Below are 19418 nucleotides of genomic sequence, written 5' to 3'. Positions count from 1 at the left end.
TGAAACAGGCAATCCCGACTGCGTCGTTCGGCGCGGCCGCATCAAGGAGAAGTTCCAATGTATTCGTGGTTTGAACGGCGCCTGCCGACTTTCCCGCTCGAAGATCCCGTCACGCCGCCGAAGGGATTCTTCTCGTTCGTCTGGGCGTGCACGAAAGGCGCGCGCAGCTGGATTCTGCTGATCGCGCTGACGTCGGCCGCGTTGGCCGCGTACGAGGCCGCGCTGTTCGCGATGATGGGGCGCGTGGTCGACTGGCTGTCGTCGGCGACGCCGGCCGATTTTGGCGGCCGGCATTTCGGCACGCTCGCCGGTTTCGCGACGATCCTCGCCGGCAGCACGGTGCTGATCGCGCTGCATACGATGGTCAAGCACCAGGTGCTCGCGATCAACTTCCCGATGCGGCTGCGCTGGCTGTTTCACCGGCTGATGCTCGACCAGAGCCTGTCGTTCTACGCGAACGAATTCGCGGGCCGCGTGACGACCAAGATCATGCAGACCGCGCTCGCCGTGCGCGACGCGCTGTTCATGTCGGTCGACGTCGTGATCGGCGTCGCCGCATACCTGATCGGCATCCTCGCGCTCGCGGCCAGCTTCGACTGGCGGCTGATGATTCCGCTCGTGCTGTGGGCGCTCGGTTATGGCGTGGCATGCGCGTATTTCGTGCCGCGCCTGGGCAAGGTCGGCAGCAGACAGGCCGATGCGCGCGCGCTGATGACGGGGCGCATCACCGACGCGTATTCGAACATCACGACCGTGAAGCTGTTCTCGCACACGCGGCGCGAAGCCGACCACGCGCGCCGCGCGATGGAAGCGTTCAAGGCGACCGGCGACGCGCAGATGCGGCTCGTCAGCGCGTTCGAGATCGTCAACCACCTGTTGTCGACGCTGCTGCTGGTCGGCTCCTCCGGCCTCGCGGTCTATCTGTGGATGCACGGCGAAGTGAGCGCGGGCGTCGTCGCGGCCGTGATCGCGATGGCGCTGCGCCTGTCGAGCTATTCGCACTGGATCATGTGGGAGATGACCGAGCTGTTCGAGAACGTCGGCACGATCCAGGACGGCATCAACACGCTGACGAAAGTGCACAGCGTGGTCGACGCGCCCAATGCAAAGCCGCTCGTGGTGCAACGCGGCGGGATCGTGTTCGACAACGTGCAGTTCGCGCACGAGGACAACGACCGCGCGGTGTTCGACGGGCTGAACCTGACGATCCGGCCGGGCGAGCGGATCGGCCTGATCGGCCGCTCGGGCGCCGGCAAGTCGACGCTCGTGAACCTGCTGCTGCGCTTCTACGACGTGGGCGGCGGCACGATCCGGATCGACGGCCAGGACATCGCGCACGTGACGCAGGACAGCCTGCGCAGCGCGATCGGGATGGTCACGCAGGATACGTCGCTGCTGCACCGGACGATGCGCGAGAACCTGCTGTACGGGCGCCCCGACGCGACCGAGCGCGAGATGCAAGACGCGGCCGTGCGCGCCGAGGCGTCCGAGTTCATCGACCGGCTGCGCGATCGCCACGGGCGCAGCGGTTACGACGTCGAGGTCGGCGAGCGCGGCGTGAAGCTGTCGGGCGGCCAGCGGCAGCGCGTCGCGATCGCGCGCGTGATGCTCAAGGACGCGCCGATCCTCGTGCTCGACGAAGCGACCAGCGCGCTCGATTCCGAAGTCGAAGTCGCGATCCAGCGCAGCCTCGACGGCCTGATGCACGGCAAGACGGTGATCGCGATCGCGCATCGGCTGTCGACGATCGCGGCGATGGACCGGCTGATCGTGCTCGACGAAGGGCGCATCGTCGAGGAAGGCACGCACCAGCAGCTGCTGCAGGCGGGTGGCATCTATGCGGCGCTGTGGGCGCACCAGAGCGGCGGTTTCCTCGGCGAAACGGCGGATGCGGAGGGCGCGGCGCAGTAAGGGGGCGGCATGTCCGCTACCGGCACGTCCGCTACCGGCATGTCCCGCTATGGCAACATGGCGGCACATCGATCAACGGCGGTTCTGGCCGCGATCGATTTCCCGACGGCCGGACGCCGTCGCCCGGATTCGTATCGACCGACGCAGATCCAAGGAGCCCCGATGACCACGCGACCGGATATCGCCACCGCGCTGGACGCACCCGATTCGGTGCTCGAAGAAGACGAGCAACGATTCGTGAACCAGATTCGCAAGCACGGCTGGTTCCGCACGGAAGTGTTTGCGGAAGCGGACCAACCGGGTTTCTCGTTCACGACCGGGCTTTGGGTCAATCACGGTTTTCCGGAGATCATCGTGTTCTCGATGCCGGCACGCATCGCCCATGACGTGCTGTGGGACGTCTACCGGATGGTCGCGGCCGGCGAGCCGCCGCCGGTCGGCGAAGTCACGGCAACCGTCTACGGCAACGCGAACGCGCTGCTGATGCCGGTGGCGAAAGCACACTATGAAGCCCACCTCGGCTGGAACCGCTGGTTCTACGGTAACGACGATTTCCCGTGCGTGCAGTTGCTGTGGCCCGACCGCGACGGGATTTTCCCCGGGCAGCCCGAAGCCGACGACGCGTTGAACGCGGCGCAGCCGCGCCTGTTCGGTTCCGGCGACGAGCGCCACTGACGTGTCCGCCGGAACCGCGCGGCCGGCGCGGCCCGACACTACAGGCGCAAGATCGTCGATTTCAGCTCCGTGTATTTGTCGAGCGCGTGCAGCGACTTGTCGCGGCCATTGCCCGACTGCTTGTAGCCGCCGAACGGGAAATTCAGATCGTCGCTGCCGTCGCCGTAGCAGTTCACCCACACGGTGCCCGCGCGCAGCCGCCGCGCGACCCGATGCGCCGTCGCGAGATCGGCCGACCACACGGCCGCCGCCAGCCCGTACTCGGTGTCGTTGGCGATCCGCACGGCGGCGTCGACGTCGTCGAACTCGATCACCGACAACACGGGCCCGAAGATCTCTTCCCGCGCGATCTTCGCATCGGCCTTCACCTCGAACACGGTCGGCTCGACGTAGAACCCGCCCGTCTCCTCGCGCACGCGCGCGCCGCCCGTCACGAGGCGGCCTTCGTCGCGCCCGGCGCCGATATAGCCCATCACGCGATCGAGCTGCATGCGATCGACTATCGCGCCCATCGTCACCGACGGATCGAGCGGATGCCCGGGCGCGAAACGTCGCGATGCGTCGACCACCTTCGCGACGAAGGCGTCCTTGATGTCGCGATGCACGAGCAGCCGCGAACCGGCCGTGCACACTTCGCCCATGTTGAAGAAGATCGCGTCGGCGGCCGCCTGCGCGGCCCGGTCGAGATCGGGGCAATCGGGCAGCACGATGTTCGGCGACTTGCCGCCGAGTTCGAGCCACACGCGTTTCAGGTTCGACTGCGCGGCACACGCCATGATCTGCTGTCCGGTGCGCGTCGACCCCGTGAACGCGAGGCAGTCGACATCGCGATGCAGCGCCAGCGCCCTGCCCGGCGCCGCGCCGCCCGGCACGACGTTGAACACGCCGGGCGGCATGCCGGCGTCGCACGCGAGCTGCGCGACGCGGATCGCGGTGAGCGGCGATTTCTCGGACGGCTTCAGCACCACGCTGTTGCCGGCCGCAAGCGCCGGCGCGAACTTCCACGCGGCCATCAGCAGCGGAAAATTCCACGGCACGACGGCCGCGACGACGCCGATCGGTTCGCGCGTGACGAGCCCGACGAGATGATGGTCGGCCGGCACGACCTCGCCGCCGACCTTGTCGATCGCTTCCGCATACCAGTCGACGCAATGCGCGGCGGCCGGCACGTCGATCGCCGTCGTGTCGCCGATCGGCTTGCCGGTGTCGAGCGTCTCGAGCAGCGCGAGTTCGTCGAGATGCTCGCGCATCAGCGCGGCCCAGCGCTGCAGCACGGCCTTGCGGGCGCGCGGATTCATGCCGGCCCAGACCTGCGCGTCGAACGCGCGGCGCGCGACCGCGACAGCTGCGTCGACATCGTCGTCGCCACAATCCGCCACGTGCGCGAGCACGCGCCCGTCGATCGGGCTCACGCACGCGAAGGTCGCGCCGGTGTGCGCGTGACGCGCTGCGCCGTCGATGAACGCGCGCCCTTCGATCCGCAGTCCCGCCGCGCCGGTTTGCCAGTCTTCGAATGTCCGTTGATTCATTTGGATTCCTGTAAAAATCGGAGAATCACGATCCGGCGACCGGATCGATCGGCGTGAAGATGCCCGCGCGCGCCTCGATCGCGTCGCCCGCGGCGAGACACAGCGCTTCCTGGAAGCGTCCGGCGACGAGCTGCACGCCGGTCGGCACGCCGTCGCGGATGCCGGTCGGCACCGACAGCCCCGGCAACCCGAGCAGCGCGGTCGCGAGCAGCGGCCCCTGCAGGTCGACGATCCGGCGCATCGCGTCGTCACCGCGCAGGTCGGCGTCGATCGGGAACGGCCGCGCGCACGACACGGGCATCAGCAGCAGCGGATAACGCGCGAAGAACTGCTGCCAGTCGCGCAGCAGCGCGGTGCGCCGCGCGAGGCCGTTCATGTAGCCGGCGAGATCCAGCGGCGCCGCGAGATTGCGCTGGCTCGCGAACGCGGTGCGGATCGCCGCGTCGCCGTGCTCCATGATCACGTCGCCGAGCCCGCTGCGCGCTTCGTTGGTCACGAGGTCGACCCACAGCGCGCAGGCTTCGGCGATCCGCGGCGGTTCCGCTTCCTCGACGATGCAGCCGGCGTCCTCGAGCCAGCGCGCGGCCTGCCGGATCGCGTCGACCACCACCGGATCGGACGGCACGCCCGGCAGCGCCAGGCACACGGCCACGCGTGCAGGGAACGCGGCATCGCGCGCGGCCGGGGCGACCGGCATCCACCACGCGTCGCGCACGTCGCCGGCTGCCATCGCGTCGAGCGCGAGCCGCAAATCGCCGACCGTGCGCGCGAGCGGCCCCTGCACGGACGCGAGCTGCACCGCGAGCGTGCGGTCCTTCGACTGCGTCGGGTTGTACGCGGGGACGCGCCCGGTGCTCGGCCGCAGCCCGGCGACGCCGCACGCGTAGGCCGGGTAGCGGATCGAGCCGCCCAGGTCGTTGCCGTGCGCGATCGCGCCGATGCCGGCAGCCACGGCCGCGGCCGCGCCGCCGCTGGAGCCGCCCGGCGTCAGCGACGCATCCCACGGATTCGTCGTGCGGCCATGCAGTTCGTTGTCGGTGAACCAGCGATACGAAAACGCCGGCGCATTGCTGCGCCCGATCACGATCGCGCCGGCCTTGCGCAGGTTCGCGGTCACCGGGCTGTCCTCCTGCGCGATCAGGTCCGAAAACGCGCGCACGCCGTTGGTCGTCGCGTGGCCGGCCGTGTCGACGTTGATCTTCACGGTCACCGGCACGCCGTGCAGCGGGCCGACCGGCGCGCCGCGCGCGATCGCCGCGTCGGCATCGGACGCCGCCTGCAACGCGCTGTCGGCCATCACGTCGACGATCGCGTTGATGACGGGGTTCACCTGTTCAAGCCGCTGCAGGCAGCTGCGCGTGAGCTCCGTCGCCGACACGTCGCGACGCGCGACGCGTGCGGCCATCTCGGCCGCGCTCAGACGCCACAATTCCTGGGTCATGGTTTGCTCCTCGTTGATCTCGATGATTGGGTTGACTCGGCCACGCACTACGTGCGCAACGGTCCGGCCTGCGGTGCGTGCGACGCATAGATCTTGCGGCACGTTTCAACGACTTCCCACGTGCCGCGAAACCCCGGCGGAATCACGAAACGGTCGCCGGCGCGCAGCACGCGTTCGCGACCGTCCGTGTCGCGCACGATCGCGACGCCGCTCAGCATCTCGCAATACTCCGACTCGTCGTACTCGATCGTCCAGCGGCCGGGCGTGCATTCCCAGATCCCGCAACTGAACTGCCCGCACGGGCTGATGTAGTGATGCGACAGCGTCTGCATCGGGTTGCCGTCGAGCAGCAGCCCGCTCGGCACGCGGCTCTGCGTGAGCTTTGCCGGCGCCCGCATCAGGTCGACGAGATGCGTGATGTTGGTCATGGTTGCCTCCAGGGCATGAGTGTTTCGAAACGTTTCGGTGGCGCGCGGCCGTGCGAGCCGGCCCGCGCGGGTCAAAGCAGGTCCATCATCCGGTGCCACGTCATCGCGAGCGCCAGCATCGGCGTGCGCAGCGCCCGCCCGCCGGGGAAGTCGCGATGGCGAATCCGGCCGAACAGGTCGAAGCGCGCGGCCTGCGCATCGATCGCTTCGGCAATCAGCCGCCCCGCGAGGCCCGTCACGTTGACGCCGTGCCCGGAAAAGCCCTGCGCGAAATACACGGTCGGTTCGAGCCGGCCGAAATGCGGCGCGCGATTCATCGTCGCGTCGATCAGCCCGCCCCATGCGTAGTCGATCCGCACATCGGCCAGCTGCGGGAACGTCTTCAGCATGTCGCGCCGCATCGCGGCCGCGAGGTCGCGCGGCGTGTCCGTCGAGCTGCTCGCCTTGCCGCCCCACAGCAGCCGGCGGTCGGCCGTCAGCCGGAAATAGTCGAGTGCCGACTTGCTGTCGCAGATCGCCGCATTGGCCGGCATCGTCTCGGCCGCGCGCGCGTCGCCGAGCGGTTCCGTCGCGATCAGGTACGTGGCCACCGGAATGATCTTGCGCGCGAGCGCCGGCGCCAGCCGCCCCAGGTACGCATTGCAGGCCAGCACGACGTAACGCGCGTCGACGTGCCCGCCCGCGCAGGTGACGCGGTGATGCTGCGCCGTTCGATCCAGCGCGAGCGCGGGCGTGTCCTCGTGGATCGTCACGCCGGCGTCGCGCGCCGCCCGCGCGAGACCGAGCGTGTAGTTCAGCGGATGCAGGTGGCCGCTGCCTTCGTCACGGAGGCCGCCGACGTACCGGTCCGATGCGACGAAGCGCGGCATGTCGGCGCGCCCGACGAATTCGTAGCCGCGATAGCCGAAGCGGTTCGCTGCGGTATCGCGCCACGCGCGCAGCGCATCGAGATGGCGCGGCTTGTTCGCGGCGGTCAGGTAACCGAAGGTCAGGTCGCAATCGATGCCGTAGCGCTCGACCCGCTGCCTGACGATGTCGACCGACTCCAGCCCCATCGCCCACACGCGCCGCACGTCGTCTTCCGGCAGGTAGGCCGCGAACGTATCGACGTCGCACGCGTAACCGGCAATCAGTTGGCCGCCGTTGCGGCCGCTCGCGCCCCAGCCGATCCGCGACGCCTCGACGAGTACGACCGAATGGCCGCGCTCGGCGAGATCGAGTGCCGCGGACAGGCCGGTGAGGCCGCCGCCGATCACGCAGACATCGGCGGTCACGGCCCCGTCGAGCCGCGGATGGCACACCCGGTTGTTGACCGTCGCTGCGTAGTACGACTGAACATGTTGCTGATTTTCGAACTTGAGCATAAGTAAGACTCGCGAACGGCGTCGCGTCAGAACGCGTAGATGAGTTGGGTCGCGAGCAGGTCGTTCGATTTCGTATACGACCCGTCATGACGCAGGAAGACCTTGTTGCTCGCCCAGTCGTGCCGGTATTCGACCTTCACCGTCACTTGCTGGGTCGGGTAGAACAGCAGGTCGAACGCGGCGGCCTGCCGTGTCGCGCCCTTGCACTCGAAACCGACGCCGCCGTTCGCCTTCGACATGGCGAGGCAGTCCGCGTCGATGCCGAAGCCGTTGTTCGGGTCCATCCCGTTGCCGTTCAGGCCGATCGACGAACCGCCGCCGCCGTTCTTGCGGTTCACGAGCAGGTCGTAACGCAACGTCGCGCCCATGCGGCCGACCACCGGCGCGTTGAACTTGCGGTGCGCGAGCAGCGACAGCCCGAACCACTGCGCGAGCCCGCCGTTGAACGCGCCGTGCTGCTGCTGACCGTAGTCGAGCTCGGCGTTGTACTGCGCATCGGCGAGCGTGTAGGTTGCGTCGGCTTCGCCGAAGAAGAACGCACCGTACGCGCTCGGCGCGTTGCCGCCCACGCCGTAGCGCACGTTTCCGGTGGCCGGGTCGATCGCGCTGACCAGCGTCTGGCGGCCGATGTTGATCGAGCCGCCGACGTCGAGCGCGCTGCCGCGCATGTAATCGACGCGCGCGGTAAAGGTCGGCACCTTGTTGCTCGTCGTGATCGGGTCGCCGAGCGCGTTGACGCCGGTCTGCGTGACCGCGCCCGCGCTGCGGAACTGCTCGTTGCCGACGAAGAACTTCCACGCCCAGTGGCCGTCAGCGCTCTGGTAGTTGATCCCCGCGCCGATCGACGAGCCCGGATCGGAGAAGTCGTACAGCAGGTTGTGCGTGAGCGTGAGCATCTGGCTCGACTGCTGGTACTCGTAGCCGCCGAAGCCGAGCACGAGCCCGCCGACGAACGATGTCGTGCCCGACAGCGGCACCGTGACGACCGCCGTATTCACGATGTCGAGCCCGCTCGCGCCGCTGCCCGTCATCATCGACAGGCCCGCGCCGCGGTTCGGCATCAGCGTGATTTCCGCGGACGGCGCGGTCGGGCCGACGCCGAACGTCTTCTTGATATCGAGGAACACGTCGCCGAACGTGCTGTTGTAATAGGTGTACGCGTTCTCATGGTTCGCGAACTGGAACGACGACGTGCCGGCGCCGCGGTTGACCACGTAGGTCGGGTCGAGGTAACCGGTCACCGACAGCCCCGCGATCGGGCCCGTGCGCGCGGCGTCGGTCAGCGAATCGACCTTCAGTTGCTGGTTCGCGACCTGCTGCCGGATCTCCGACACGTCGTCGTTGCTCAGCACGGCCGGCGCCTGCCCGTAGCCGGGCGCGGACGGGTCGGCCGCCGTCGCGCCGGCCGCGACGTTCGACGACGCCGGTGCAGCCGGCGATTTCGCGGCGAGTTGCGCTTGCATCGCGCTCATCTGCCGCTGCAGCACCGCGAGTTGCTGCTGCAGCGCCCTGATCTGGTCGGCGCTCGAATTGGCGGCGGCCAACCCCGGCAACGCACCGGCAATCAGCGCGCAGAGGATCTTCTTTTTCATGAAACGTCTCCTTGTCGTTCGTCACTTCGTGGGATGCGGTACGCGGTCGCGCAGCGCCGGCACGGCCGGTGGATGCGCGGGCGGCATGGCGGACGGTGAAGCGGGCGTGTCCGGCGCGGATGCCGCGTGCCACGCACGCGCGTCACGCGCCTGCCGCCGCTCGCGGGCCAGCATCGCGCGGTTCACGACGACGACACCGATCGTCACGACCGTGATGAACACCGTTGCGAGCGCATTCATCTCCGGGTTCAGCCCGAGCCGCACGCGCGAGAACACGACGAGCGGCAGCGTCGTCGAGCCGGGGCCCGACAGGAACGCGGACAGGATGACGTCGTCGATCGAGACGGTGAACGCGAGCAGCCAGCCGGACACCAGCGCCTGCGCGATCAGCGGCAGCGTGATTACGAAGAACACCTTCCATGGCCGTGCGCCGAGGTCGAGCGCGGCTTCCTCGATCGAGCGATCGAGCTCCTTCACGCGCGACTGCACGATCACCGCGACGAACGACAGGCACAGCATCACGTGGCCGATCCAGATCGTCAGCCAGCCGCGGCCGGCCGGCCAGCCGAAGGTCTGCTGCATCGCGACGAACAGCAGCAGCAGCGAGATACCCTGGATCACTTCGGGAATCACGAGCGGCGCGTTGATCATCGCCGCATAGAGCGTGAAACCGCGAAAGCGCCCCATGCGGGCCAGCACGAAGCCGGCCCAGGTGCCGATCGCGACCGACGCGGTCGCCGTCAGCAGCGCGATCTTCAGCGACAGCCACGCGGCCGTGAGCAGTTCGTCGTCGTGCAGCAGCGCGCCGTACCACTTCAGCGAGAAACCCGACCACACCGTCACGAGCTTCGACGCGTTGAACGAATAGACGACGAGGCTCGCGATCGGCACGTACAGGAACAGGAAGCCCGCGCCCAGCACGCACGCGGACAGGATGCGATTCGCGCGAATCATGGCTGCGCCTCCCCTTCGGCCTGGCTGTAATGGAGCAGCGCCATCGGCACGAGCAGCAGCAGCACCATCGTCACCGTCACGGCGGACGCCATTGGCCAGTCCATGTTGTTGAAGAACTCGTCCCACATCACGCGGCCGAGCATCAGCGTGTTCGCGCCGCCGAGCAGCTCGGGGATCACGTATTCGCCGACCGCCGGGATGAACACGAGCAGGCTGCCCGCGACGATGCCGTTGCGCGACAGCGGCAGCGTGATGCGCCAGAACGCCGACCACGGCGTGGCGCCGAGATCGTTCGCGGCCTCGAGCAGCGTGAGGTCCATCTTCACGAGGTGCGCGTACAGCGGCATCACCATGAACGGCAGGTACGAATAGACCATCCCGATGTAGACGCCCGCGTCGGTGTGATACAGCCGCAGCGGCGTCGCGATCACGCCGAGCGCGGCCAGCGCGTGATTCAGCAGCCCGTCGTCCTTCATGATCCCGACCCACGCATAGACGCGGATCAGGAATGACGTCCAGAACGGCAGCATCACGGCCATCATCAGCAGGTTGCGGCGGGCCGGCGCCGCCCGCGCGATGCAATACGCGATCGGGTAACCGGCCAGCAGGCACATCAGCGTCGACGCGGCGGCCATCTTCAGCGAGCTGACGTAGGTGTTCAGGTACAGGTCGTCCTGCAGCAGCAGCGCGTAATGCTTCAGCGACAGCACGACCTGCACCGTGCCGGTCTCCAGCCGTGCGAGCGCGGTGTACGGCGGAATGCCGAGCATCTGGTCGGCGAAGCTGATCTTCAGCACCAGCACGAACGGCAGCGCGAAGAAGATCACGAGCCACAGGAACGGCACGCCGATCGTCACGCTGCGGCCCGACGGCAGCCAGCGCGACAGCGACGACGGAACGGAAACGGAAGGTCTCGTCATGGCGTCCTCATTGCGTCAGCACGACGCCGCTGGCCGGCGACCACGACACGAACACGTCGTCGTTCCACGCCGGGGCCGTGTCGCTCATCAGGTGCGAGCTCGACAGGTTCGACACGACCGTCTTCCCGCTCGGCAGGCGCACGTGATACAGCGAATAGCTGCCCATGTACGCGATGTCGGTCACGACACCGCGCGCCCAGTTGTGCTTCGAGCCCGGCTTCTCGCGCGACACGTGCACGCGCTCCGGGCGCACCGAGATGTCGACCGGCATCCCGAGCGGGCCCGTCACACCGTGGCTCACGTGCATGCGTGCTTCGAGGTCGTCGCTCTCGACGAAGATGTGGTCGGGCTCGTCCTCGACGACGCGGCCCTCGAACAGGTTGGTCGAGCCGATGAATTCCGCCGAGAAGCGGCTGTTCGGAAACTCGTACACCTCGCCCGGCGCGCCGATCTGCACGATCTTGCCTTCGCTCATCACCGCGAGGCGGCTCGCCATCGTCATCGCCTCTTCCTGGTCGTGCGTGACCATCACGCAGGTTACGTCGACCTTGTCGATGATGTTCACGAGTTCGAGCTGGGTTTTCTGGCGGATCTTCTTGTCGAGCGCGGACATCGGCTCGTCGAGCAGCAGCAGCTTCGGGCGCTTGACCAGCGAGCGGGCCAGCGCGACGCGCTGCTGCTGGCCGCCGGAGAGCTGATGCGGTTTGCGTTGCGCGTACTTGCTCATCTGCACCAGCGCGAGCGCGTCGGCCACGCGCTCCTTGATCTCGTTCTTCGGCGTGCCTTCCTGCTTCAGGCCGAACGCGACGTTCGATTCGACCGTCATGTGCGGGAACAGCGCATACGACTGGAACATCATGTTGACCGGGCGGCGGTACGGCGGCAGCGAAGCGAGGTCCTCGCCGTCGATCAGGATCTTGCCCGACGTGACCGTCTCGAGACCTGCAAGCATGCGCAGCAACGTCGACTTGCCGCAGCCCGAACTGCCAAGCAGCGCGAACAGTTCGTTCTTCGCGATCGTCAGGCTCACGTTGTCGACGGCCGTGCTGTCGCCGAATTTCTTCACGACATTCTCGATGCGCACGAATGCGTCGTGGCGTGCGCCGGCCGCGGCCGGCGCGGCGGGGAGCGTATGGATCATCGTCGTCGCCCTCAACCGCCCGACTTCAGTTGCAGCCACAGACGGTTCTGCATCCGTGCGATATCGGCGCTTCTCGGCATCGCGAGCGACGCCTTCGCAATCGTGCTGTCGGACAGGTAGACGCTCGGGTCCTGCACGATCGCCGGCGTCACGAACGCGCGCGCGGCCTTGTTGGCGGTCGGATAGAAGATCTCGTTCGTGATCGCCGCGTTGGTCTTCGGCTCCTCGATGTAGTTGATCCACTTCAGCGCGGCTTCCGGGTGTGGCGCATCCTTCGGAATCGCCATCACGTCGAACCACAGCAGGCCGCCTTCCTTCGGATTCACGTAGCGGATCTCGTACGACCGCTTCGCGTCCAGCGTGCGCCGCCGCGCGATGCTGACGTCGCCCGACCAGCCAAGCACGACGCAGACGTCGTTGTTCGCGAGATCGTCCGCATAACCGGCCGAGCTGAACTGCGTCACGTACGGGCGGATCTTCTTCAGCACGTCGTAGGCCGCCTGGTAGTCGGCCGGGTTCTTGCTCTCGGGATCCTTGCCCATGTACTGCAGCGCCGCCGCGAACGCGGCGTCCGGCGCATCGAGCAGCGAGATCCCGCAGCCCTTCAGCTTCGCCGCGTTCGCCGGGTCGAACAGCAACGCCCAGCTGTCGGTCGGCGCGTTGTCGCCGAGCCGCTTCCTGACCGCCTCGACGTTGTAGCCGATACCCGTCGTGCCCCACGCCCACGGCACGCCGTACTGGTTGCCCGGGTCGGCCTTCGCGATCATCTTCATCAGCACCGGGTCGAGGTTCGCGAGATTCGGCAGCTTCGACTTGTCGAGCTTCTGGTACACGCCGGCCTGGATCTGCTGCGCGAGATAGTTCGACGTCGGCACGACGATGTCGTAGCCCGAGCTGCCGGCGAGCAGCTTGGTCTGCAGCGTATCGTCGCTGTCGTAACTGTCGTAGCGGACCTTGATGCCCGACTGCTTCTCGAAGTTCGGCACCGTGTCCTTGGCGACGTACTCCGACCAGTTGTACACGTTCAGGTTGGTGTCGCCTGCCCGCGCGGACAGGCTGGCCGCGAGGGCGAGCCCGGCCGACGTGACGAGCGCGGCGCGCAAGGCCGGGTGGCGACGGATACGGATACGCATGGGGAGTCTCCTTGTGATGGGGATCGGCCGTTGCGCCCGGTCCGGGTCCGGACTCGCGTCAACGCCGTCGAGCGGTGTTCAGCACAAGGGTCAATGTAGAGATCGCGGCGCGCACCGTCAGTCCCGAAAACCGGGACAAACGGCAACGCCGATCGGGGCCGGTTGGGTAGATTCCCGCGTAGGCAGTCGAAAATATTCGTGATACCTGTAGCGCCACCTGAAATCTTCGAAACACGACGCCATGAGCGCTGCGCTTCCCGCCCCCGATCTCCCGCTGAGCCACGTCGCGTTCGTGACCGAAACGCTGGGCGACATCGCGCAAACCGTCGGGACGCCGCAGTTCATGCGCGCCGTCTACGACACCCTCGTGCGCTACGTCGACTTCGACGCCGTGCATCTCGACTACGACCGCGGCCCGTCGTCGGGCCGGCGCAGCGTCGGCTGGATCGGCAGCTTCGGCCGCGAGCCCGAGTTGGTCGCGCAAGTGATGCGCCACTACTACCGCAGCTACGCGAGCGACGACGCGACGTACGCGGCGATCGAAACCGAAAGCGACGTGCAACTGCTGCAGGTATCCGCGCAGCGCGTCGCGAGCGAGCTCCGGCATCTGTTCTTCGACGCCGGCGACATTCACGACGAATGCGTGATCGCCGGCGTGACCGGCGGCACACGCTACTCGATCTCGATCGCGCGCTCGCGGCGGCTGCCGCCGTTTTCGCTGAAGGAACTGAGCCTGCTGAAGCAGCTTTCGCAGGTCGTGTTGCCGATGGCGTCCGCGCACAAGCGCCTGCTCGGTGCGATCTGCGCGGACGACGTGCCGCGCGACGAGCTCGATCTCGATCTCGTCGCGCAATGGCTGCCGGAATGGCAGGAACGGCTGACGGCGCGCGAAATGCACGTATGCGCGTCGTTCATCCAGGGCATGACGTCGGCCGCGATCGCGCAAGCGATGGGGCTCAAGACGTCCACCATCGACACGTACGCGAAGCGCGCGTTCGCGAAGCTCGGCGTCGATTCGCGCCGGCAACTGATGACGCTCGTGCTTAAAAACGCGTCGCGGCGGCACGACGCGTAGATTCCCCGCGCAGCGGCCACCGACCGCCTGCTCGTTGCGTGCGCATCCATCTCCGCGCCGCCTCATAACGATCCGACAATTTATTGGTTCCCTCGACGATGCGCTGTCCGTATCGTTCACCGATTCGTCAGACCTATCGACCAACGGGGGAATCCAACAATGAAACGAATCCGGTCATTCGCACTGCTCGCGCTGCCGGCCGCGCTCTACGCCACCGGCGCGCATGCGCAGAGCAGCGTCACGCTGTACGGCATCGCCGATGCGGGCATCGCGTACGTGCACAACGCGCAGAACGCGAGCGGCGGCAACGCGTCGAGCCTCGTCAAGTTCAGCAGCGGCAACCTGTCGGGCAGCCGCTGGGGGCTGCGCGGCATCGAGGATCTCGGCAGCGGCCTGTCCGCGCTGTTCCAGCTCGAGAACGGCTTCAACATCGGCACCGGCGCACTCGGCCAGGGCCAGCGCGAATTCGGCCGCAAGGCCGTCGTCGGCCTCGCAAGCAGCACGTACGGCACCGTGACGCTCGGCCGCCAGTACGACCCGGTCGTCGATCTCGTGCAGGGTCTCACGCAGGACAACTACTTCGGCGGCGTGTTCGCGACGCCGGGCGATCTCGACAACTACGACAACAGTCTGCGCGTCAGCAACTCGGTGAAATACACGAGCCCGCTGATCTCGGGCTTCCAGTTCGCCGCGCTGTACGGCTTCGGCGGCGTCGCGGGCGCCACCGGCAACGGCCGCACGTACAGCGTCGGCGCGAGCTACGCGAACGGCCCGCTGTCGCTCGGCGCCGGCTTCTTCTACGCGAACGGCGGCTCGACGGTCGCCAATGGCGTGCGCACGTGGTCGAGCAGCTCGGACACGCTGTTCAACACCGTGATCAACCAGGGCTTCTCGAGCGCGAAGTCGATCCAGATCGTGCGCGTCGCCGGCCAGTACGTGGCCGGTCCGGCGACCTTCGGCCTCGCGTATTCGAACACGCAGTACGGCGCGGACACGCTGTCGGCGTTCAGCCAGAACGCGAAGTTCAACAACGGCTCGGCGTTCTTCAACTGGCAGTTCTCGCCGGCGCTGCGCGCAGGCGTCGGCTACAACTACACGTCGCTGACGGGCCCGGCTTCCGCGCACTACAACCAGGTCAACCTCGGCGCGGACTACGCACTGTCGAAGCGCACCGACCTGTACGCGTTGTTCGGCTATCAGAAGGCGAGCGGCAACACGCTCAACGCGAGCGGCGCGACCGTCAAGGCCGCCGCGTCGGTCGGCTCGTACGGCGTGAACTCCGGCACCGATACGCAGGAACTCGCGATCGTCGGGATTCGCCACAAGTTCTGATCGCGTCGTTGCGCGACGCAAGCCCGGCAGGCGCGCACCGCGGTGCGCGCCTGCGGCGTTTACACTGTCCGCATTCCCGTTCCACCCGACGCAAGGAGGCCGGCATGCTGACCGTATGGGGGCGCCGCAATTCGTTCAACGTCCAGAAGGTGATGTGGCTCGTCGACGAGCTCGCGCTCGAGCATCGTCATGTGCCGGCCGGCGGGCAGTTCGGCGAACTCGACACGCCCGCCTTTCTCGCGATGAACCCGCACGGGCGGGTGCCCGTGATCGACGACAACGGCACGGTCGTCTGGGAATCGCACAGCATCCTGCGCTACCTCGCCGCGCGTGACGGACGCCCCGGCTTCTGGCGCGACGATCCCGCCGAACAGTCGCGCGCCGACCGCTGGATGGACTGGTCGCAAACCACGCTGCAGCCGGCGTTCCTGACCGGCGTGTTCTGGGGCTTCTACCGGACGCCGCCCGAGCGGCGCGACACGGCGCGCGTCGAGCAGAGCATCGCGCAGTGCGCGCGGCATTTCCAGACGCTCGATGCGGTGCTGGCCGGGCAGCCGTTTCTCGCGGGCGACGCGATCACGCTCGCCGACATCGCGGCCGGCACGCATCTGTATCGCTATTTCGAACTCGATATCGCGCGGCCGCACGTGCCGCATGTGGAAGCGTGGTACGAACGGCTGAAGGCACGGCCCGCGTTCCGCACGCACGTGATGATTCCGTTCGACGACCTGCGCGGCCGGCTCGACTACTAGGCGCGTGCCGGCGGCCCCGTTCCCGAAGTTCGCCGTGACCGGCTGCGCCGCATGTGTCGCGCGTTATCTGATTACCGGCCTTAATGCCGTCGCATTCCGCCGCCCCCGCTCATTCCACCGAACGGATGCGTGCCGCCGAACCCGTGACTCGCGCCAACCGGGAACGGACCATGATGAAAGCCTGCGCCCACCGGCATGCCGAAGCGGCGATGCCCCATCGTATTGAAGTGGTCGACGTGATCGAAGTGGTGGAAATGACGGAAACGATCGACGAACACGAAGCTCACGCCCGCGCCGATGAAAAGCGGCGGCCCCCAATACCACGGGTCGGCATACGGATAGGCAGCCGCCGGGTACCACAGCACGCTGCCGTCATCGCTTTGCACGATCTGCCACGTGCCATCGCTTTGCAGGCACGCACGCCCCACGATTTGCTGGTCCGTGCCATCGATGTTCGCCTGCGCGACCACCGCACGGCAGGTGGTGCCGTAGTCCGGCTGATCGTCATACATTTGCGCAAGGACGGACGCGGAAAAACCGAGACAGACGATCCCTATCCCGGCTCGAAACACGTTGCACATGATCGGCTCCTGCATGGTTGCCCCCGACCACTTGCTCCGTGGCGTCGCTCGCGGCGCCCGGCGCATCGGATTGCTTGCGCAAGATTCATCGCGCGGCGCGAATGGCTCGCCGCTTCGTATCGGGTCTCCTGATGCTTAGACGATGCAGCACACCCGGATATTCCAGGGGTCGGGGTGAGAATGACAACGGCTGGAACGCGCGGTAATCGCGGCCGAATCAGGCGTCCGATTCAGCGTCTGACGACGCGGTAGATGCCCGCCGCCGTGATCCCGAAGACCAGATGAGCCACCAGCGTGATCGCGCCGCGAACCGGAGCGAACCAGGGGAAGATCGCGGTGAAGGCATACAGGTTCACGCCGTACAGGACGAGCCCGAACACGCCGCCCGCGAGCAGCGCGGGCGCGAGCGACAGGCTGCGGATCACCTTCGCCAGCACGGCCGCATAGGCCAGCGACAGCGCAGCATGCACGAGTGTCGCGACACCCATCACCAGCGGGTCGAAACCGGTGGACGCGCCGAGCACGCGCCGCCCCATCACGATGGCTGCCGTGAGACGCGCGTCGCGAAACAGGTTCCGAATCGCGTCATCGCCGACGATCGACCAGAGCAGCAATTCGATGACGGTCGATCCGAGCGCCGCGCCAAACGCTGCCCACAGAATCGGGACCGGACTGTTTTGTTTCAAGTGTCGTCCACCCTGGCGAGCAGCGGATGCATCGATGCGGAGACCGTGCGCGACCGAGCGTTACGACGCCCGTTCGCAGTCCGACCAGTACGCGAAAGGATCGCGATGGTTGGGATAGTGCTCGTCGAGCCATTTCAGCAACGTCGCGCGTGCATTGTCCATGTCGGCTTTCAGCGACGACGTCGTCAGTTCGTGCACTTCGATCGACTTTTCGCGATCGATCACGAAGCAGTTCCAGTCGGGGCCATCCAGATCCGGATCATCGGATGCCTTCGACGACTTGCCCCAGCCGAACCCCTTGCGTGCGTCGATGTAGTATCGCGGATGCACTTTCAGGTACGACATCTCGCCACCCTGCAGGCTGCTCTCGGCGCGCAGCACATCGTGTCCGTCGACGATCTGCGTGACTTCCGGAAGCCGGCGCGAGCGCCATCCGACAGGCAGCGTCGCCACGGCTCGAACGCTGTCGTACGTTCCCCACTCCAGGCCCCACGCTTCGGCCATGCGCTTCATGAACGCGTCCGCGCCCGGATAGCCGCGCAGCTGGATTCTCGTCGACAGCGTGCATTCAACGCGGCCGCGACCGCCGGGACCAACGGGCCCCTCGTCTTCCGACGCTTCGAACGGATTGCCCGGACGCGACGCGCTCTTTGCGTCCGCGGGCGCAATGCCCGAAAACAGTTGGTCCAGCGCCGCACGCGCTTTCGACGACTTGTTGTCTGGTCGGTTCATCGTTGACCTCCCTTGCATCCGAACGGCTGCAAAAATTCTCGATTCTCGTTCATCTCTCCAACCTCACCGATTTCGGCGGCCGCATTGTCAGCGACCTTATAAAGACGTACACAAACTCCAGACGGCCCTTCGTGACAGGTCGCCACGACCGCGCCATCTAGCCCTCTTCCCGTAATGCCGCGCGCATGCGCTCCATCAACGCGAGCACCTCCGGCCGATTCTCCCCCTTCGCATGCACGAAGTGATACCGGAGCAACGAATCGACCTCATGACGGCTCACCCGGACAAGCGCGCTGCGCTTCAGATACGCATCCGCGAGCGGCGTCCGTGCCAGCGCCACGCCGAGCCCTGCTTCGGCTGCCGCCAGCACCAGGTTGTAATCCTCGAACCGGCGATCCTGCGCACGCGACTTGAACGGAATGCCCAGCGCCTCGAACCAGGTGCGCCATCCGGTCACGTCGGAATCGTGCAGGAGCGGCATATCGAGCAGCGCGGCATCGCCATGTCGCCGCCGCTCCCTGGCCAGTTGCGCGGCGAGCCGCGGATGCGCGACCGGATAAAGCCGCTCCGGCATGAACGCGCTGGTTTCGAGCTGACGCCAGTTGCCGCGCCCGTACCGAACCGACAGATCCGCTTCGCCGCCGGCGATATCCACGTTGCGCAGATCGATATGGAGATCGATTCGCAACGCGGGCGCTTCGCTCTCGAGCACACCCTGCCGCTCGAACAGCCAGAGCTGCGCGAATGCCGGCACCACGCTCATCCGGACCAGTCGCGGCGTACGCGGCGAGCGCCACTGATCGGCCGCACTGTCGATGATCGCGAACGCCTGCTCGATCCGGCCGACGAAGCGCTGCCCGTCCGGCGTCAGGCGCACGCCGCGTGCATGACGTTCGAACAGCGCCATGCCCAGCCAGTTTTCGACAGCGGCCACCCGCCGGCTGATTGCGCCGTGCGTCACGCCGGAAACTTCGGCGGCCGCCAGAAACGACCCCTGACGCGCCACCGTGCAGACCGTCTCCAGGCTCGCGAGCGGCCGCCGCGGGCCCGACGTCGGCAAACCTGCGGGCAGCGCCTCCGCCACCCGACGCTCAAGCACCGGACCGTCAGCCCGCCGCGGAAACGAGCTGTGAGCCATATTCATATCCGGGTGTTGATCTGTGCGCTAGCTT

At 67.1% G+C, this 19418-nt stretch carries 18 protein-coding genes; 5 read left to right on the top strand and 13 right to left on the bottom strand.

The features are described from left to right. Positions 1 to 57 precede the first annotated feature (57 nt). Positions 58 to 1911 (top strand): ABC transporter ATP-binding protein, encoded by a 1854-nt coding sequence (locus ACTRWB_RS30460; RefSeq protein WP_446904018.1) that lies wholly within the window; start codon positions 58 to 60, stop codon positions 1909 to 1911. 162 nt (positions 1912 to 2073) lie between these two features. Beyond that, positions 2074 to 2586, top strand: coding sequence for a DUF4262 domain-containing protein (locus ACTRWB_RS30455; protein WP_446904017.1), 513 nt, complete (start codon positions 2074 to 2076; stop codon positions 2584 to 2586). 38 nt (positions 2587 to 2624) lie between these two features. Here ACTRWB_RS30455 and ACTRWB_RS30450 read toward each other — a convergent pair whose 3' ends face one another. From ACTRWB_RS30450 to ACTRWB_RS30410, 9 genes are all read right to left on the bottom strand, one after another. Next, positions 2625 to 4115: an aldehyde dehydrogenase gene (locus ACTRWB_RS30450; protein ID WP_446904016.1), complete on the bottom strand. Its 1491-nt coding sequence runs from the start codon at positions 4113 to 4115 to the stop codon at positions 2625 to 2627. 25 nt (positions 4116 to 4140) lie between these two features. Next, on the bottom strand, positions 4141 to 5556 hold the full coding sequence (locus ACTRWB_RS30445; RefSeq protein ID WP_446904015.1) for an amidase family protein: 1416 nt from the start codon (positions 5554 to 5556) through the stop codon (positions 4141 to 4143). A 47-nt stretch (positions 5557 to 5603) separates the two neighbouring features. Continuing rightward, complete coding sequence (locus tag ACTRWB_RS30440; protein WP_446904014.1) at positions 5604 to 5984, bottom strand: cupin domain-containing protein; 381 nt, start codon at positions 5982 to 5984, stop codon at positions 5604 to 5606. 71 nt (positions 5985 to 6055) lie between these two features. Then, positions 6056 to 7348 carry an NAD(P)/FAD-dependent oxidoreductase gene (locus ACTRWB_RS30435; RefSeq protein WP_446904013.1) on the bottom strand — a complete coding sequence of 431 codons (1293 nt, stop codon included), beginning with the start codon at positions 7346 to 7348 and terminating at the stop codon, positions 6056 to 6058. 26 nt (positions 7349 to 7374) lie between these two features. Further along, positions 7375 to 8940 (bottom strand): DUF3138 family protein, encoded by a 1566-nt coding sequence (locus ACTRWB_RS30430; RefSeq protein ID WP_446904012.1) that lies wholly within the window; start codon positions 8938 to 8940, stop codon positions 7375 to 7377. 21 nt (positions 8941 to 8961) lie between these two features. Next, entirely contained in the window at positions 8962 to 9894 is a 933-nt protein-coding gene (locus tag ACTRWB_RS30425) for an ABC transporter permease subunit (RefSeq protein ID WP_446904011.1), read from the bottom strand. Beyond that, positions 9891 to 10814: an ABC transporter permease subunit gene (locus tag ACTRWB_RS30420; RefSeq protein ID WP_446904010.1), complete on the bottom strand. Its 924-nt coding sequence runs from the start codon at positions 10812 to 10814 to the stop codon at positions 9891 to 9893. The genes ACTRWB_RS30425 and ACTRWB_RS30420 overlap by 4 nt, the downstream gene beginning before the upstream one ends. 7 nt (positions 10815 to 10821) lie before the next feature. After that, a complete protein-coding gene (locus ACTRWB_RS30415; protein ID WP_446904009.1) occupies positions 10822 to 11955 on the bottom strand; it encodes an ABC transporter ATP-binding protein in 1134 nt (377 codons plus the stop codon). A gap of 11 nt (positions 11956 to 11966) precedes the next feature. Continuing rightward, a complete protein-coding gene (locus ACTRWB_RS30410; protein ID WP_129517605.1) occupies positions 11967 to 13088 on the bottom strand; it encodes a polyamine ABC transporter substrate-binding protein in 1122 nt (373 codons plus the stop codon). 241 nt (positions 13089 to 13329) lie between these two features. Here ACTRWB_RS30410 and ACTRWB_RS30405 point away from each other — a divergent pair, with 241 nt between their 5' ends. The 3 genes from ACTRWB_RS30405 to ACTRWB_RS30395 all read left to right on the top strand — a co-directional run bounded on the left by ACTRWB_RS30405 (position 13330) and on the right by ACTRWB_RS30395 (position 16247). Continuing rightward, a complete protein-coding gene (locus ACTRWB_RS30405; protein WP_129517604.1) occupies positions 13330 to 14163 on the top strand; it encodes a helix-turn-helix transcriptional regulator in 834 nt (277 codons plus the stop codon). Between the two features lie 159 nt (positions 14164 to 14322). Beyond that, positions 14323 to 15495, top strand: coding sequence for a porin (locus ACTRWB_RS30400; RefSeq protein ID WP_193102342.1), 1173 nt, complete (start codon positions 14323 to 14325; stop codon positions 15493 to 15495). A 104-nt stretch (positions 15496 to 15599) separates the two neighbouring features. Continuing rightward, entirely contained in the window at positions 15600 to 16247 is a 648-nt protein-coding gene (locus tag ACTRWB_RS30395; RefSeq protein ID WP_419690718.1) for a glutathione S-transferase family protein, read from the top strand. Between the two features lie 80 nt (positions 16248 to 16327). Here the strand turns inward: ACTRWB_RS30395 and ACTRWB_RS30390 are convergent, their stop codons facing one another. The 4 genes from ACTRWB_RS30390 to ACTRWB_RS30375 form a co-directional block, all read right to left on the bottom strand. After that, positions 16328 to 16828: a hypothetical protein gene (locus tag ACTRWB_RS30390; protein WP_129517601.1), complete on the bottom strand. Its 501-nt coding sequence runs from the start codon at positions 16826 to 16828 to the stop codon at positions 16328 to 16330. A gap of 230 nt (positions 16829 to 17058) precedes the next feature. Next, a complete protein-coding gene (locus tag ACTRWB_RS30385; protein ID WP_446904008.1) occupies positions 17059 to 17514 on the bottom strand; it encodes a sodium:proline symporter in 456 nt (151 codons plus the stop codon). A gap of 60 nt (positions 17515 to 17574) precedes the next feature. Beyond that, positions 17575 to 18246 carry a nitroreductase gene (locus ACTRWB_RS30380; RefSeq protein WP_129517599.1) on the bottom strand — a complete coding sequence of 224 codons (672 nt, stop codon included), beginning with the start codon at positions 18244 to 18246 and terminating at the stop codon, positions 17575 to 17577. A 157-nt stretch (positions 18247 to 18403) separates the two neighbouring features. Continuing rightward, positions 18404 to 19390, bottom strand: a complete 987-nt coding sequence (locus ACTRWB_RS30375; RefSeq protein ID WP_446904007.1) for a LysR substrate-binding domain-containing protein — start codon at positions 19388 to 19390, stop codon at positions 18404 to 18406. Positions 19391 to 19418: the final 28 nt, after the last annotated feature.

The sequence above is a fragment of the Burkholderia sp. YIM B11467 genome (assembly GCF_052952715.1).
Note: the sequence above shows the minus strand (reverse complement) of the source record. Positions and strands in the feature narration are given on the sequence as shown.